Source organism: Bradyrhizobium sp. B117 (assembly GCF_038969555.1).
Classification (GTDB): domain Bacteria; phylum Pseudomonadota; class Alphaproteobacteria; order Rhizobiales; family Xanthobacteraceae; genus Bradyrhizobium.
In genome coordinates this window covers 6176756-6190319 of record NZ_CP152414.1, presented here as the reverse complement: position 1 = coordinate 6190319, position 13564 = coordinate 6176756, and the positions used below count along the sequence as shown (strand labels likewise).

Sequence of the window (13564 nt, the reverse complement as noted above, 5' to 3'; positions counted from 1 at the left end):
GGGCGCTATGACGGCGCGGGACTGCGATCCATCGGCGCGCTCGTTCCAGAGATCGTAGATGTAGCGATCCAACGTGACACGGCTGCGATGTCGTCGCCGCTATCGCGGTAGGCGCGAAGCTGGAACTCCGCCGAGCTGCCGCGTTCGACAATGGTCCGGCAGTGCTCGACCTCGGCGGCGCAATTCAGCGCGGCTGCGTCCTCGGCCGTGTCGTCGATCACGCGCGAGAGCTGCTCCGAGATCGTGACCGGCCCGTCCCTGGAGGCGAAGATGCAGTCGGTGCCGTAGCGCTGGGCGCGCCATTTGTTCTCGACCGCAATCGCGCGTTCGACCACGGTGACCTGTTTCGACAGATCGGGCCGCAAATAGAGGTGGCGCGTCAAACCGCGATAGAGCGAAGCGATGGCAACGGCGTCGTCGATGAGGGTGCAGGTATCGGGCGCGCGAAGCTCGAGGGTCGGATGTCGCATCGAGGGGCGCATCGCCCACCAGATGTGGCTCTCGTCGGGAATCACGCCGGAGCGCCGCAGCGCGCCGACGTATTCGTCATAGTCCTGCCGGCTCTCGAACAATTCGGGCAGGCCGGTGCGCGGCAGCTCGGAATAGGCGGCGAGCCGGTAGCCCTTCAGGCCCGTCTTGTGCGAATTCCAGAAGGGGGAGGAGGCGGAGAGCGCGATGAACAGCGGCAGATGCGGCAGCATCGCCCGCATCACCGCCATGCGCTTCTCGGGATCCGGCAGCTGCACGTGCACATGCATGCCGCACATCATGTTGCGGTGGCCGATGCTGCGCAGATCCTCGATCATCTCCTCGTAGCGAGGCTTGGGGGTCGGCTGCGACATCCGCCAGACCGCGGTCGGATGCGTGCCGCAGGCCATGATCACGAAACCATACTGCGCGGCGACGGTCGCGACCTCGCGGCGGAGGAAGCGGAGCTCTTCCCGCGCGTCGTTGACGTCGACGTGAACGTTGGTGGCGACCTCGAGTTGGGATTGCAGCATCTCCCGCATGGCCTGGCCGCCGGTCGACCAGTTCGCGGATTCGAACAGCTCGTTGGGAGTCTGGATTGCGACCTCGAGGGTGCGGCGGTCGGCGAGGAAATATTCCTCCTCGATGCCGAACGAATAGTCCGCCGCCTTGCCGCGCGCGCCGGCCGAGCGAATGACGAGGTGCTGCCCGCCGTCGGAGGGATCCAGCCGCAGCAGTTTCAAGACGTCCGAAGCAATTGTCATATGCCGCCCGGCAGCAGTTCTATCTGCGGGCTATAATCCGCCTGGCCGGAGCCGGTTCCGCGGACCCACTGGAAATTGCAAGGTCGAATGGAACAATTCTCGCGCTTTCGGATGCGCGCGCGATGAGGGCGTGGTTCGGCGGCACCTCCGTCCAGTCCGTCTCCTTGTCGAACGGCTCGGACACGACGATGACCTGGCTGCCGTCCTCGCGGAAGTAGAGCGTGTTGGCGACATCGTTGACCGCGATCCGGAAGGCATAGAGATCCCGGCCGTTGGCGATGGCGCTGGTGAAGCGCAGTCGCTCGCGCAGTGTTCCTTCATTGACGAGGCCGACGAGCGCTTGCAGCACGGCCTTCGTCGCTCGAAGCGGATCGTTCTCGAGACCCGCGCCCATCATGGCGAGGAACACGGCTTCCGAATCGGTCGTGCCGAGGCGCGACGGATAATAGGCGTCGGGGATCAGCGCCTCGACCTTGCGCCGCAGCCTGTTCCAGCTGCCGACGAAGCCGTTGTGCATGAACATCCAGTGGCCGCAGGCAAAGGGATGGCAATTCTGCCGCGTCACCGCCGTGCCGGTGGCGGCGCGCACATGGGCGAAGAACAGATGCGAGCGCAGGTGGCGGCAGAGATAGCGCAGGTTTTCATCGGACCAGGCCGGCCGCGTCTCGCGATAGAGGCCGGGCTCGGGATGCTCGCCGTACCAGCCGAGACCAAAGCCGTCGCCGTTCGATCCCGCCGTCGACTGGAGCGAGCGGATGCTTTGCGCCACCAGCGAATGCTCGGGCTCGGTCACGTAAGGCTCGAACGAGGTGGTCTCGCCCCGGTATGCGATCCAGCGGCACATGGGTGTTCCCGTCAGGCAGAAGATGCGTGCTGAGATGCATCAACACAGCTGACGGGACGATGGTTCCCGGCGAAGCACGGCCGTGTGGGGTTGCGTTAGTGCCTCCGTTGTGTAGAACAGCGTCCGGGTGCTTGCTGCATTGGTGCAGCGACAGGTCAAGCGATGGTCGGGCCGCCACGCAGGATGTGTGCACCCATGAACGACCAGCTGCCCGGCAGGCACCTGCCCAAATCCCAATCTTTTGCCGAGCGAGCGCTCGCGACCTTCCAGCAGTTCCTGCATGTCGAGGCTATCAGCGGCATCGTGCTGCTCGTGGCAGCGGCAGCCGCATTGCTGTGGGCCAACTCGCCCTTAGCCCATTCCTATCGCGACGTCTGGAGCCAGCTGATTCCGCTTCGCCTCGGCGCATTCGCCTTCGAGAGATCGCTGCATTTCTGGATCAACGACGCGTTGATGACGGTGTTCTTTCTCGTCGTCGGCATGGAGATCCGGCGCGAGATCCACGAGGGCGCGCTCAGCAAATTCGATCAGGCGATTCTGCCGGTGCTCGCGGCGTTAGGCGGTGTCGTTGTTCCCGCGCTGATCTATCTGAGCCTCAATGTCGGTGCGGGACGCGATCAGGGCTGGGCGATCCCGACGGCGACCGACATCGCGTTCGCGGTCGGCGTACTGGCACTGCTCGGAAAATCCATTCACGGCAACGTCAGAGTCTTTCTGCTGGCGCTCGCCATCATCGACGACACCATTGCGGTGCTCATCATCGCGCTATTCTACACCAGCGGGCTCGATCCAAGCGGCTTCGCCGTCGCGGCGCTCGGCGTTGTCATGGCGCTTGGCTTTCAGCGCCTCGGTTTCGGCTCAGCCTATGCCTATATCGTGCCGGCGTTCGTCGTCTGGACGGGTTTCCTCGTGGCCGGGGTTCATCCGACGCTAGCGGGCGTCGTGCTTGGTCTGATCACGCCGGTGCGCTCACCCAGTCCCGAGATCGCGCCGCCTGTCATCCGTGTGGAGACGGCGCTGTATCCCTGGGTCGCCTACGCCATCATGCCCGTCTTCGCGCTGGCGAATGCGGGCGTCAGCTTCAAGGGCATGGAGTTATCAAGCGGCACTCAGTTCGTGACACTCGGCGTTGCACTCGCCTTATGTGCGGGCAAGCCCGTCGGCGTGATCGGGGTGACGTGGCTTGCGGTGCGCTCGGGCTGGTGCCGCCTGGCGCCGGGCGTCTCATGGGGCGGCATTTGCCTCATCGGGCTTTTGGCGGGTATCGGCTTCACCATGTCGATCTTCATCGCCATGCTTGCCTTCGCCGACGCCAACCTGCTGGACGCCGCGAAGCTCGGCGTGCTGCTGGGGTCGCTCATCTCCGTGACGCTCGGCCTCGGTTTCGGGGCGGAGTTTGCCCAGCGCCAACGCAACGAGATCGAAGACTAGGTCGGGAGCGGGATCAGGGCCGCGACCTCGCGGTCGTGGGGGTTGTCGCTCGCCGAAAGCCCCTGCACGACACCGATGCGATCGGCCTCCGGCCGGTTCTGGCTCATCTTGCGCTTGCCCTCGAACCGCACGACGGGAATGCGCACGCCGACGATCCCGCGCAATTGCGCGGCGATGAAATCGGCCGGCGCATCGCTCACCGCCCACGGCTTGGCGCGCGCGCCTTCGTGCTTGCTAGTCAGCCGCGTCACGACCTCGAGTAGTCGCTCCGGCTCCTGGAAAAATTCCACCGGCCCGTAGGCGTGCACGGCGACGTAATTCCAGGTCGGCACGACCTTGCCGGTCTCCTGCTTGGTCGCGTACCAGGACGGCGTCACATAGGCTTCGGGTCCATTGAAGATCGCGAGCGCGTGGCCGATCGGGGCGAGCTGCCATTGCGGGTTGGCCTTCGCAACATGCCCGTATAGAACGCCGTGCTCGCCCTCGGTCTCGTCGAGGAACAGCGGCAGCGGCGTTGCGACCGGGCCCTCGCTGGTGGCCGTCACGAGGCTCGCAAGGCGGGCTTGGCGAATGGTCGCCCGAATGCTCTCGATGTCGTCGTCGCGAAAGGCGGGGGGAATGTACATGGCGTGTCTCCGTTCTGGTCACGGAGATAGCGGCAATCTGGCCTGTGATAAACGCCAGTTTCGAACGATTTCGTCAGTCCAGTTCGGCGACGGCCTGCGCCAGCAGCTTGCAGCCGCGCTCGATCTGCGCGACCTCCAGCGCCGAATAGCCCATGACGAGGCCGACCGTCTTCGACCGGCGGGGGCCGACGCGCAGCGCAGAGACGGGATAGATGCCGACGCCCCTGGCGCGGGCCGCCTCGATCAGCGCGTCCTCGCGCTTCTGCGGCAGATCATCGAACCAGGCCACCACGTGCAGGCCGGCCGCCGCGCCGTCGATACGGACACGATCGCCGAACCGGCGGCGCAGTGCGCCGACCAGCGCCTGCTGGCGTTCGGCATTGCGCCGGCGCACGCGCCTGACATGGCTGTCATAGGCGCCGCTCTCCAGCATCGCGGCAAGCGCCTCCTGCTCGATCAGCGGCGTGTGCCGGTCCATGACCTGCTTGGCGGCGGCGAACAGGGATCGCAGCCCCGAGGGCACCACGAGATAGCCGATCCGCAAGGTCGGCGAGAGCGTCTTGGAGACGGTGCCGAGATAGATCACGTTGCCACTGCCTTCGAGCACATGCAGCGGCGGGATCGGCTTGGTGTCGTAGCGATATTCGCTGTCGTAATCGTCCTCGATCACGTAGGCATCATTCTTGCGCGCCCAGGCGAGCAATTGGTGCCGGCGGCCGATCGGCATAACGCCGCCGAGCGGATATTGATGCGACGGCGTCACATAGGCGAGGCGGGCTGCGACGGCGTCGAGCCGCTCGGTCTCGAGGCCATCCGCGTCGACGGGGATCGGCATCGTCTCGGCGCCCGTCGCCGCAAAGGTGTGGCGCGCCATCTGGTAGCCGGGATCCTCCATCACGAAGCGGTCGCCGGCATCGAGCAGCAGACGGGCGCAGATGTCGAGGCCCTGCTGCGAGCCGTTGACGACGACGATCTGCTCGACCTCGCAGCGGACGCTGCGTGATCGCCACAGATAACCCTGCAGCGCGGTGCGCAGCCGGAGCGATCCGCAGGGGTCATCATAGGCGAGCCGCGCGGGCCTGCGCGCCATCGCCGCGGTCACGGCCTTCTTCCAGGCCAGCACCGGGAAGTCCGATGGCGAGAGCTCGCCATAGCGGAAGTTGGCAACGAGCCCGTGCGGCGGCTCGATCCAGCGCGGCGGGTCCTGCCGCAGCCCCTCGCCGAAGCGCGACAGGTGCACCTTGCGCGCCGGCGCATGCGAGGCGAGGCGCGTGCGTCCGCGCTCGACGACGGCGCGGGCGACGCGCGGCCGGGCGCCATGGCGTGTCTCGATGAAGCCTTCGGCCGCAAGCTGCTCGTAGGCGACGGTGACGGTCGAGCGCGCTACGCCCATCTCGCCGGCGAGCGCGCGCGAGGACGGCAGCTGGCCGTCGGTGCCATACACCCGCGCCATGATCTGATCGCGCAGTGCCTCATAGATCTGGCGCGCGCCGATGTGGCCGGCGCGCGCGCCGGGATTGGTTTGCATCCGGGTCATTCACATTCCGGGCCGAATGGACAAGGTCGGAATGTGTTTCTAACCCTGGTCGCCGAGAGTTGCGACGAAAGGCTTGCCGTAGGGGTAAAAATGTTCCTTGCGGCCCTGGTCCCAGAGCGCCCTGAACCCGGGCGCGGTGATGTCCCAATCCGGACGGCACGTCATGGTGACTGCGCGCAGGTCCTGGCGAAGCTCTTCGACGGTCGGACGTCCGAAGAACCAGTAGCCGTTGTAGATCTTGTGAATGCGCAAGCGGGGCTCCAGCACGATGACATGCGGAATCATCGGATTGTGGACGGGATCGGTGTATTCGGCGATGTCGAGGTCCTTCTGAACGATCCGCCTGGGATCGGAGAGAAAGGGCCAGTGCGCGCCCGCGCCGCCGCGGTATTCGTTGGTCTCGGTGATGTTGTCGGTGGTGATTGTGACCAGCCGGCAATAGCCGACCTCCATTTCGCGATGAAGCTGCAACAGGCCTTCGGTCTGGCGGCGATCTTTCGGACAGAAGCCGCCGCGGCCGAGAACGACAATCATGGGATCGCCTCCCTGCAGCTCGGAGAGCTTGCGGTGCTTGCCGGTGTGATCGCTGAGCTCGTAATCCGGGAAGGTTGCTCCCGGCACCATGTCAGTCCGCATCAAACTCTCCCATGTCTAGAGATCGATCACGACGTCGCCCTGCGGCTGCGCGCAGCAGATCAGGACATTGCCCTCGGCCGGTGCGTCGAGCGGATTGGGCGCATAGCTCACCGTGCCCGCCACGAGCCCGCTCTCGCAATTGTGGCACACGCCGGTCCGGCACGACCAGCGCACGGGGACGTCGCAGGCCTCGGCGAGCTCGAGCAGGCTGGCATAGGTTGGACCCCAGCAGACATTGAGGCCGCTGCGCGCGAACGACACCATCGGCCCCGGGCCCGGTGCCCCGGCCGGGAGATGCGCGGGCATTTTCGGCGCCGCCGCGATGCCGGGCGTCAGCGACGGTTGGGAGCCGAACAACTCGGTGTGGATGCGATCGGGCGTGACGCCCAATGCGGCGAGGCCGGTCGTCAGATCGCTCATGAAAGCGGCCGGGCCGCACAGATAGAAGTCGCCGTCGCGCGGCACGTCGAGCCGCTCCAGCAGAGGCGCATCCAGACGCCCGGCCGTGTCGTAATCCACCTCGGCGCGATCGTCAGGATCGGGCGCGCTGTAGCAGACATGGCTGTGATGATGCGGCAGTCCGGCCAGCAGTCCGCGCACCTCGGCGGCGAATGCATGCTCGCGGCCGTTGCGGGTGCCGTGCAGCCACCAGACCTCTCGCGTCGATCCTTCTGCGGCGAGCGCGTGAAGCATTGCGAGCACGGGCGTCACGCCGATCCCGGCACTCAGCAACGCAATGGGCCGTGCATCCTGCCGCAGCGTGAAGCTGCCACGCGGCGCGCCGAGCTGCACGACGTCGCCGATCCGGAGCTCATCGGCGATATATTGGCTGGCCGCTCCGTGTGCCTCCCGCTTGATGCTGATGCGATAGGATGCGGCATCGGCGCGGCGCGACAGCGAATAGCTGCGCGTCATCGCGGCCGTGGCGGAAGGACCGAGCCGCACGATCACGAATTGGCCGGGCAGGGCGGCCGCCACGGCATGCCCGTCCTGGGGATCGAGGACCAGCGACGTCACGTTGCCGCTCTCGGCGATCTTGCGCGAGACGCGAAACGGCCGGAAGCCGCGCCAGGCCGGAGGCGGACTTGCGGCCGGGCCAAGTCCGGCGTTTCCCCCTGCCGCATGGCCGGCGTGCTGCTGGTCGAGCAGCGCTCCGAATGAATGACGCCAGCCGCGGCTCAGCGCCGGAATTTTCAACGCGCGTTCGAGACGTTCGCGCGGGTGCGGGGGCAGGTAAAGCAGCGCATTGATCTCGAACACGCTCATGCGCTCGGGGCCATCAGCGACTTGCGTGATCTCGTCGCCGGCCTCGACGTCGCCTTCCTCGATCACACGGAAATAGAAACCCGGGCGGCCGTGCCTGACGAGCAGCGCGGCCATGTCCGGCTCCTCCATGCGAATGCCGAGCCGGTAGCAAGTGACGCGCGGCTGCGTCACCTCGAACAGGGCAGAGCCGATCTTGTAGCGGTCTCCGATGCAGACCTCGGTGTCGGCGAGGCCCTCGACGGTAAAATTCTCGCCGAACTGACCATAAACGAGGTTCGATCGGCCCAGATGTTTCTGCCAGTAGCGATAGGAGTCGTCCTGGTAGACGAACACGGCACGCTGCTCGCCGCCATGACCGGCCGTGTCGCCCTGGCCGTCGCCGTCGATGTTGAGCCGGCGCACCCTGCGCGGGCCGGTGACGGGCGCTTTCCAGATGCCGGTATGAACGGTCCTGCCTTGCCAGGCGACGTCGCGCGGCAAGCCGACATTGACGGACAGCAAACGTGCCATGGGCGTTTTCCCGGCGGGTTCCAGATCGCGGCATTGTCAATCTGCATCCAAGTCGGATTTTTGGCGCGTTAGTCGTTGTTAGACGTTGCGAGGGGAGCCTTGCCCCCGCCCGACTGTGCGCCAATCTGAGGGCTGGAAACCGCAAGGACGGGAGGTCGCGATGGATGATCAGGCGAAGCTGGCGGCGCTGCAGCGTCATTGGGCTGCGTCCGACGCGAACGATTTCGAGGCCGAGCACGACATCTATCGCGAGGACGCCGTGCTCGACTATCCGCAATCCGGCGAGCGCATCCATGGTCGCAGGAAGATCCAGGAAAGCCGTTTCGTGCAGCCGAACAAGAAGCGCTTCACGGTCCGGCGGATCGTCGGTGGCGGCGATCTCTGGGTGAGCGAGTTCGTCCTGAGCTATGACGGCGTGCCGTCCTACGTCGTCAGCATCATGGAATTCCGCGAGGGATTGGTGGCGCACGAGACGCAGTATTTCGGCGACCGGTTCGATCCGTCACCGTCGCGTGCGCATCTCGAGATTGTGGGGTAGGCTGCGAGCCGCTCACCCCGTCATTGCGAGCGCAGCGAAGCAATCCAGAATCCCTCCGCGGCGACACTCTGGATTGCTTCGCTGCGCTCGCAATGACGATGTTGATGCCGTTGCGCACTCAACAATGCTCTCGTGCCCCTGACGCAGCGCAGCGCCCCTTAGCGGTGCGCTGCAGAGCCGGGGCCCATGCGGCAGCGGAGCGCGGAGCCTTCTGGGTCCCGGCTCTGCGCAGCAGCCATAGCGCGTCGAAGACGCGCGTGAACGCGCTCTTGGCACGCTGCAGCGCGTCCGGGACACGAGAGCTGTGCACGACCGCTTAACCAAGTACGGCAAGACGGAACCCGATGCGGCGGCTGGTCGCATGTCTCTCGCCTTGATTCCGTCCGACCCATCTTTATGTCTGATGCGAACAAGAATCCGGGCCCCTCTGGCGAGGACGCCGACGAATGTCGGCAAACCTCGCGATGTCGGATGACCTGTCCCGCGCGAATGCGATGGATCGGCCGATCGTCGGGCCTTCTCGAGTTCCTTCCGACCCATCGTCCCCATCGCAGCTCCGTGCGGCCATTTGGCAAGATTGAGGAGCAACGATGTCTGACGCCACTTCAAAACCCATCGAAATCGAGATCACCGAGCCGTCCAGCCTGAACGAGCAGGCGGCGGTGGCGCTGGTCATCGCCGGCGCGCTGGTCGCCGTGGCTGACCGGCGGGTCTCGCCGGTCGAGCGCGACGAGGTGATCCGTTTCATCCGGGACCGCGGCTTGGCGCCGCACATCAGCGACGAGCGGCTGTTGTCGATGTTCGACGAGCTGGCGGAACGATTGGAGGAGCCGGACTTTGCCAATGTGGTGATCGACACGTTGCGGCCGGTTTCGAACATGCCGCTCTCGTCCCATCTGATGGAATTGTCGGAGCGCGTCGCGGCTGCCGACGAGGACGTGCATCCGCATGAGGTGCAGGCGATCAAGCTGTTGCGCCTGCTGACCCTGGTGTTGCCGCGTGCAAAACCGGTCGGCCCGGGCGCGGCGAGCGCCGCCAAACAGGAGTGAGCATGAGCGCAGCTTCGGACGAGTCGACGACTGTAAACGAGGGCACCACCGGCCAGATGGCCGGCGGTGACCCGCGTCCGACAAGCTCGTCCATCGCCTGCCGCCGCGCATGAGCGACACCGTCACCTATCTGCTCAAGCCGTCCAGCCGCTGGGTCAGGATTCCCTCCGGCGCGCTGCTCGTCGTCGGCGGCGTGCTGTCGTTCCTGCCGGTGCTCGGCGTCTGGATGCTGCCGCTCGGCCTTGCACTGCTCGCCGAAGACGTGCCCGCGCTGCGCTCCTCGCGCGCAAAGGTCCTGGATTGGGTCGAGCGGAAGAAGCCGCAATGGCTCGATCCGTCCGCATCGAAAAATGATCAATCATGATTGAGTTCATCACCGCAGACGCGCTGACCGCTCTGCTTCAGGTCGTCCTGATCGACCTCGTGCTCGCCGGCGACAATGCCGTCGTCATTGGCCTTGCCGCCGCCGGCCTGCCGGCCGAGCAGCGCCGGCGCGCCATCGTCGTCGGCATCGTCGCCGCCACCGCCTTGCGCATCGTCTTTGCCGGCGTCGCGACCCAGCTCTTGCAGGTGATCGGCCTCCTGCTCGCCGGCGGCGTGCTGCTCTTGTGGGTGTGCTGGAAGATGTGGCGCGAGCTGCGCGAGCAGTCCGCGCATGCGAGCCAGCTCGCGTTCAGTCGCGGCGGTAACGCCGGCACCGCAGATGTGCCGCGCAAAACCTTCGGGCAGGCGGCGTTGCAGATCGTGGCAGCCGACGTCTCGATGTCACTCGATAACGTGCTCGCCGTTGCCGGCGCCGCGCGCGAGCATCCCTACATCCTCGCCTTCGGCCTGCTGCTCTCGGTCGCGATGATGGGCGTTGCGGCCGATTTGCTCGGCCGCGTGCTTCAGAAGCAGCGCTGGATCGCCTATGTCGGCCTCGCCATCATCGTTTACGTCGCCTTCGAGATGATCTATCGCGGCTCGCTCGAGCTTGCGCCTGTGATCGCGAGTCTCTAAGCCGACGCGTCCTGCCTGCAATCCGGAGTGATCAATGACGTCCGAACCCAAAGCACATTCGGCCATGCCTTCGCCGCGGCCGCAGATCGGCCCGTTCGCCCAGTTGATCTTCGGCTCGCGCTGGCTGCAGGTGCCGCTCTATGTCGGCCTCATCATCGCGCAGGGCGTCTACGTGCTGCTGTTCCTGAAGGAGCTCTGGCACCTCGTCGTGCATTCGTTCGACGCCAGCGAGCAGCAGATCATGCTCGTCGTGCTCGGACTGATCGACGTCGTCATGATCTCGAACCTCCTGGTGATGGTGATCGTGGGCGGTTATGAGACCTTCGTCTCGCGCCTGAACCTGAACGGCCATCCCGACGAGCCGGAATGGCTCAGCCACGTCAATGCCAGCGTGCTCAAGATCAAGCTTGCGATGGCGATCATCGGCATCTCCTCGATCTCGCTGCTGCGGACCTTCATCGAGGCCGGCAATCTCGGCACCACGCGCAGCAATTTCACCGAGGGCGGCGTGATGTGGCAGGTCTTGATCCACCTGACCTTCATCATCTCCGCGATCGGCATAGCCTGGGTCGACCGTCTCAGCGAGAACGGGCACCGCAAGGAGGCGCGTCACCGCTGAGCCCGTGCGAGTCAGGCGGTCTGCGGATAGGCCGCGTTCTCGCGCCGCTCGCGCTCGCCGAGCTCACGCACCAGCTCCTGGAGGAAGGACTCGGTGTAGTCGGGCAGGGTACGCTCGGCGCGGACATAGATGCCGAGGTCGGACCACAGCGGGCTGCCGGCATTGTCGAGCGGCAGGAACACGAGCTGGCTGTCGCGCGATAGCCTGTTGATGCCGAGCTGGGTCTGGAACGCGACGCCGACGCCGCGCGCGGCGAGCTCGCGCATCAGGTCGATCGAGTTGGCCTGGATCGCCGGCTCCGGCGTCTCCGGAAGCTGGGCGATCAGCGGCTGGAGCAGATGATAGATCGACAGCTCCGGCAGCGCGTGGATGACGGGAAAGGCGAGGCACTGCGCCAGCGTCACCGTCTTGCGGCGCGCCAGCGGATGCTCGCGGCCGACGAGGGCGCCAAGGCGAAACCGCTTCAAGGCGACCTGGCGCAGATCGGGCGGATGTTTCAGCGCGATGGCGATGCCGATGTCGGCTTCGCCGCGGCTGAGCGCCTCCAGCACGTCCGACGATCCCTTCACCTCAAGGGTGAAGCTGACGCGGCGGGCGCGGCCGCGATGCGCGGCGATCAGATCCGGCAGCACCGATTCCGTCAGCGACTCGATGCAGGCGATGCTGACGGTGCCGTGCCAGGTGCCGGACAGGGAGGCGACGTCCGAGCGGAAGCGGTCGAGGTCCTGGAGTACGTTCATGACGTGCCGGGCCAGCATCTCGCCGACCGTCGTCAGCGTCAGCCCGCGCGCATTGCGCTCGAACAAGGGCGATCCAACCTCTTGCTCCAGCTTGAGAATCTGGCGGCTGACGGCCGAGGAGGCAACGTTCAGGACGCGTGCCGCAGCGCGGATCGAGCCGGTGCGGCGGACGGCGTGGAAATACTGGATGGACGGTGAGTGAAAGCGCATGGGATCCCCAGTCGACTATAGCCGTTGCCGAAACGGCATCAATATGTACGACATTCTCTGCTTTTCGAGAGCGCTGCTCGTCTCTAGGTTCGCCGCCGGCTCGATCAGGCCCCAAGCGGGACGCGGGCCTTGCGCAACGACGCGTCAGGGGATCTTGGGGTGGGCGAGAACATTGCTTGCGAGCGGCAGCACGGGCCGGATACGCGTCTGGTCGATCGCCGACGGGCGGCCGCTTATGTCGGCGTGACTGCCGGGCGCTTCGAGCAATTGGTGCGCGACAATGTCGTGCCGCCGCCGGTCATGGTGGACAGCAAGCGGCGCTGGCCGATCGCCTTGCTCGACGTCGCGAGGGAAGCGGTCGTCAGCAGCATGCCGTGCCTGCCGCCCGTCACGGCCGACGCCACGCCGGAGGCGGGTCCCTGCGAGCGCGATCCTGCGCCCTCGCACGAATTGCCGGATCAGGCCTGGTTCGAGCAGCGCGCACGGTTCGTGCAGCGCGTGCGCCGATCGCTGCTCTCGGGCAACGAGATCCGGCTTCTTCGCGAGTTCAAGCTGCTCAAGCAGAGCCAGATCAGCATGTTCGGCTACTACGGTAGTTTTGAAGCGCTGATGGTGCGCGGCTACATCGTCGAGATCGAGCGCAAGCCGCCGTCGAGCCGCCCGCTCGTGACCTATCGCCTGACCGAGCGTGGCGCGCAGGTGGTGTCGGCGCTGAAGGACGAGCCGCTCGTCTGACCGGCTATTTGAGAATCTCGCAGACGGTCGGATGTGATCCGCTGTCCGACTGCGCGCCTGCGGCCGTGACGCCCCGCCACCACGCCTCCAGCGCATCGCGGTCGCAGCCGAGCCTGACGCTCATGCCGCCGGCGAACTTGATCCAGTCGGCGAAATGGCCCTTGCCGACGGCGATGACGACGGGAATGTCGGCATTGAGTGCGCGCTCGATCAGATAGGCGAGGCCCTTGCCGTCGCGCTCGCGCTTGCCGAAGCGATTGATGATGACGAGGTCGGCGCCGTGGGTGAGGGCATCGGCGATACGCTCGGCGGTGTTCTGAAGGCGCGTAAGATCAAGGCGGCAACCTTGCGCGGCCGGATCGAAAGCCTGGGCAAGCAGCAGCTTCTCGCCGCTGTGTAGCAGCACCGCCGAAAGGCTGGAGTCAGCGCATTGGCCGGCCTGCACCATGCCGACGACGCGGTGGCCGCGTGCTCTCAAATCCGCGGCGAAGTCGCGCAGGACGGCGTCGGGATCCTGATGCGGCTCGTAGACGAGGGCGCCGAGGTCGCATTGCGCATCGAACATGGTGCATCTCGCTTCACAGCCAATGAA

The 13564-nt window shown here is 65.9% G+C and carries 14 protein-coding genes and 1 pseudogene; 7 read left to right on the top strand and 8 right to left on the bottom strand.

What is annotated here, in order from left to right:
- Positions 1-5: 5 nt before the first annotated feature.
- Complete coding sequence (locus AAFG16_RS30300; RefSeq protein WP_283080155.1) at positions 6-1232, bottom strand: carboxylate-amine ligase; 1227 nt, start codon at positions 1230-1232, stop codon at positions 6-8.
- A gap of 19 nt (positions 1233-1251) precedes the next feature.
- Positions 1252-2076 carry a class II glutamine amidotransferase gene (locus AAFG16_RS30295; protein ID WP_342731164.1) on the bottom strand — a complete coding sequence of 275 codons (825 nt, stop codon included), beginning with the start codon at positions 2074-2076 and terminating at the stop codon, positions 1252-1254.
- Positions 2077-2271: 195 nt separating this feature from the next.
- Here AAFG16_RS30295 and nhaA point away from each other — a divergent pair, with 195 nt between their 5' ends.
- The gene (gene nhaA, locus AAFG16_RS30290; protein ID WP_342731162.1) at positions 2272-3507 is read left to right on the top strand and encodes a Na+/H+ antiporter NhaA; all 1236 of its coding nucleotides are present in this window, start codon (positions 2272-2274) and stop codon (positions 3505-3507) included.
- On the opposite strand, the gene AAFG16_RS30285 is transcribed toward nhaA, so the two are convergent.
- The 4 genes from AAFG16_RS30285 to AAFG16_RS30270 all read right to left on the bottom strand — a co-directional run bounded on the left by AAFG16_RS30285 (position 3504) and on the right by AAFG16_RS30270 (position 8082).
- The gene (locus AAFG16_RS30285) at positions 3504-4133 is read right to left on the bottom strand and encodes an FMN-binding negative transcriptional regulator (protein ID WP_342731160.1); all 630 of its coding nucleotides are present in this window, start codon (positions 4131-4133) and stop codon (positions 3504-3506) included. The genes nhaA and AAFG16_RS30285 overlap by 4 nt on opposite strands.
- A gap of 73 nt (positions 4134-4206) precedes the next feature.
- Entirely contained in the window at positions 4207-5670 is a 1464-nt protein-coding gene (locus AAFG16_RS30280) for a PLP-dependent aminotransferase family protein (RefSeq protein WP_342731158.1), read from the bottom strand.
- 39 nt (positions 5671-5709) lie between these two features.
- Entirely contained in the window at positions 5710-6306 is a 597-nt protein-coding gene (locus AAFG16_RS30275) for a redoxin domain-containing protein (RefSeq protein ID WP_342731156.1), read from the bottom strand.
- A 15-nt stretch (positions 6307-6321) separates the two neighbouring features.
- Positions 6322-8082, bottom strand: coding sequence for an MOSC and FAD-binding oxidoreductase domain-containing protein (locus tag AAFG16_RS30270; RefSeq protein WP_342731154.1), 1761 nt, complete (start codon positions 8080-8082; stop codon positions 6322-6324).
- 160 nt (positions 8083-8242) lie between these two features.
- Here AAFG16_RS30270 and AAFG16_RS30265 point away from each other — a divergent pair, with 160 nt between their 5' ends.
- The 5 genes and pseudogenes from AAFG16_RS30265 (at position 8243) to AAFG16_RS30245 (ending at position 11287) form a co-directional block, all read left to right on the top strand.
- Positions 8243-8620 (top strand): nuclear transport factor 2 family protein, encoded by a 378-nt coding sequence (locus AAFG16_RS30265; RefSeq protein WP_342731152.1) that lies wholly within the window; start codon positions 8243-8245, stop codon positions 8618-8620.
- 590 nt (positions 8621-9210) lie between these two features.
- The gene (locus AAFG16_RS30260; protein WP_283080147.1) at positions 9211-9669 is read left to right on the top strand and encodes a TerB family tellurite resistance protein; all 459 of its coding nucleotides are present in this window, start codon (positions 9211-9213) and stop codon (positions 9667-9669) included.
- Positions 9670-9671: 2 nt separating this feature from the next.
- Positions 9672-10033: pseudogene (locus AAFG16_RS30255) on the top strand (hypothetical protein).
- On the top strand, positions 10030-10668 hold the full coding sequence (locus AAFG16_RS30250) for a TerC family protein (protein WP_342731149.1): 639 nt from the start codon (positions 10030-10032) through the stop codon (positions 10666-10668). Before AAFG16_RS30255 ends, AAFG16_RS30250 begins: the two are co-directional and overlap by 4 nt.
- 34 nt (positions 10669-10702) lie before the next feature.
- Complete coding sequence (locus tag AAFG16_RS30245) at positions 10703-11287, top strand: TIGR00645 family protein (RefSeq protein WP_342731147.1); 585 nt, start codon at positions 10703-10705, stop codon at positions 11285-11287.
- A gap of 11 nt (positions 11288-11298) precedes the next feature.
- Here the strand turns inward: AAFG16_RS30245 and AAFG16_RS30240 are convergent, their stop codons facing one another.
- Positions 11299-12237: a LysR family transcriptional regulator gene (locus AAFG16_RS30240; RefSeq protein WP_342731145.1), complete on the bottom strand. Its 939-nt coding sequence runs from the start codon at positions 12235-12237 to the stop codon at positions 11299-11301.
- A 159-nt stretch (positions 12238-12396) separates the two neighbouring features.
- On the opposite strand from AAFG16_RS30240, the gene AAFG16_RS30235 reads away from it, so the two are divergent.
- A complete protein-coding gene (locus AAFG16_RS30235; protein WP_342731143.1) occupies positions 12397-12972 on the top strand; it encodes a hypothetical protein in 576 nt (191 codons plus the stop codon).
- 4 nt (positions 12973-12976) lie between these two features.
- Here AAFG16_RS30235 and AAFG16_RS30230 read toward each other — a convergent pair whose 3' ends face one another.
- A complete protein-coding gene (locus AAFG16_RS30230; protein WP_342731141.1) occupies positions 12977-13537 on the bottom strand; it encodes a DUF2478 domain-containing protein in 561 nt (186 codons plus the stop codon).
- Between the last annotated feature and the right edge of the window lie 27 nt (positions 13538-13564).

Bases quoted from the DNA above. Each gene is read 5' to 3' on its own strand.
- AAFG16_RS30300 (WP_283080155.1), bottom strand. From the start codon at position 1,232: ATGACAATTGCTTCGGACGTCTTGAAACTGCTGCGGCTGGATCCCTCC.
- AAFG16_RS30295 (WP_342731164.1), bottom strand. From the start codon at position 2,076: ATGTGCCGCTGGATCGCATACCGGGGCGAGACCACCTCGTTCGAGCCT.
- nhaA (WP_342731162.1), top strand. From the start codon at position 2,272: ATGAACGACCAGCTGCCCGGCAGGCACCTGCCCAAATCCCAATCTTTT.
- AAFG16_RS30285 (WP_342731160.1), bottom strand. From the start codon at position 4,133: ATGTACATTCCCCCCGCCTTTCGCGACGACGACATCGAGAGCATTCGG.
- AAFG16_RS30280 (WP_342731158.1), bottom strand. From the start codon at position 5,670: ATGACCCGGATGCAAACCAATCCCGGCGCGCGCGCCGGCCACATCGGC.
- AAFG16_RS30275 (WP_342731156.1), bottom strand. From the start codon at position 6,306: ATGCGGACTGACATGGTGCCGGGAGCAACCTTCCCGGATTACGAGCTC.
- AAFG16_RS30270 (WP_342731154.1), bottom strand. From the start codon at position 8,082: ATGGCACGTTTGCTGTCCGTCAATGTCGGCTTGCCGCGCGACGTCGCC.
- AAFG16_RS30265 (WP_342731152.1), top strand. From the start codon at position 8,243: ATGGATGATCAGGCGAAGCTGGCGGCGCTGCAGCGTCATTGGGCTGCG.
- AAFG16_RS30260 (WP_283080147.1), top strand. From the start codon at position 9,211: ATGTCTGACGCCACTTCAAAACCCATCGAAATCGAGATCACCGAGCCG.
- AAFG16_RS30250 (WP_342731149.1), top strand. From the start codon at position 10,030: ATGATTGAGTTCATCACCGCAGACGCGCTGACCGCTCTGCTTCAGGTC.
- AAFG16_RS30245 (WP_342731147.1), top strand. From the start codon at position 10,703: ATGACGTCCGAACCCAAAGCACATTCGGCCATGCCTTCGCCGCGGCCG.
- AAFG16_RS30240 (WP_342731145.1), bottom strand. From the start codon at position 12,237: ATGCGCTTTCACTCACCGTCCATCCAGTATTTCCACGCCGTCCGCCGC.
- AAFG16_RS30230 (WP_342731141.1), bottom strand. From the start codon at position 13,537: ATGTTCGATGCGCAATGCGACCTCGGCGCCCTCGTCTACGAGCCGCAT.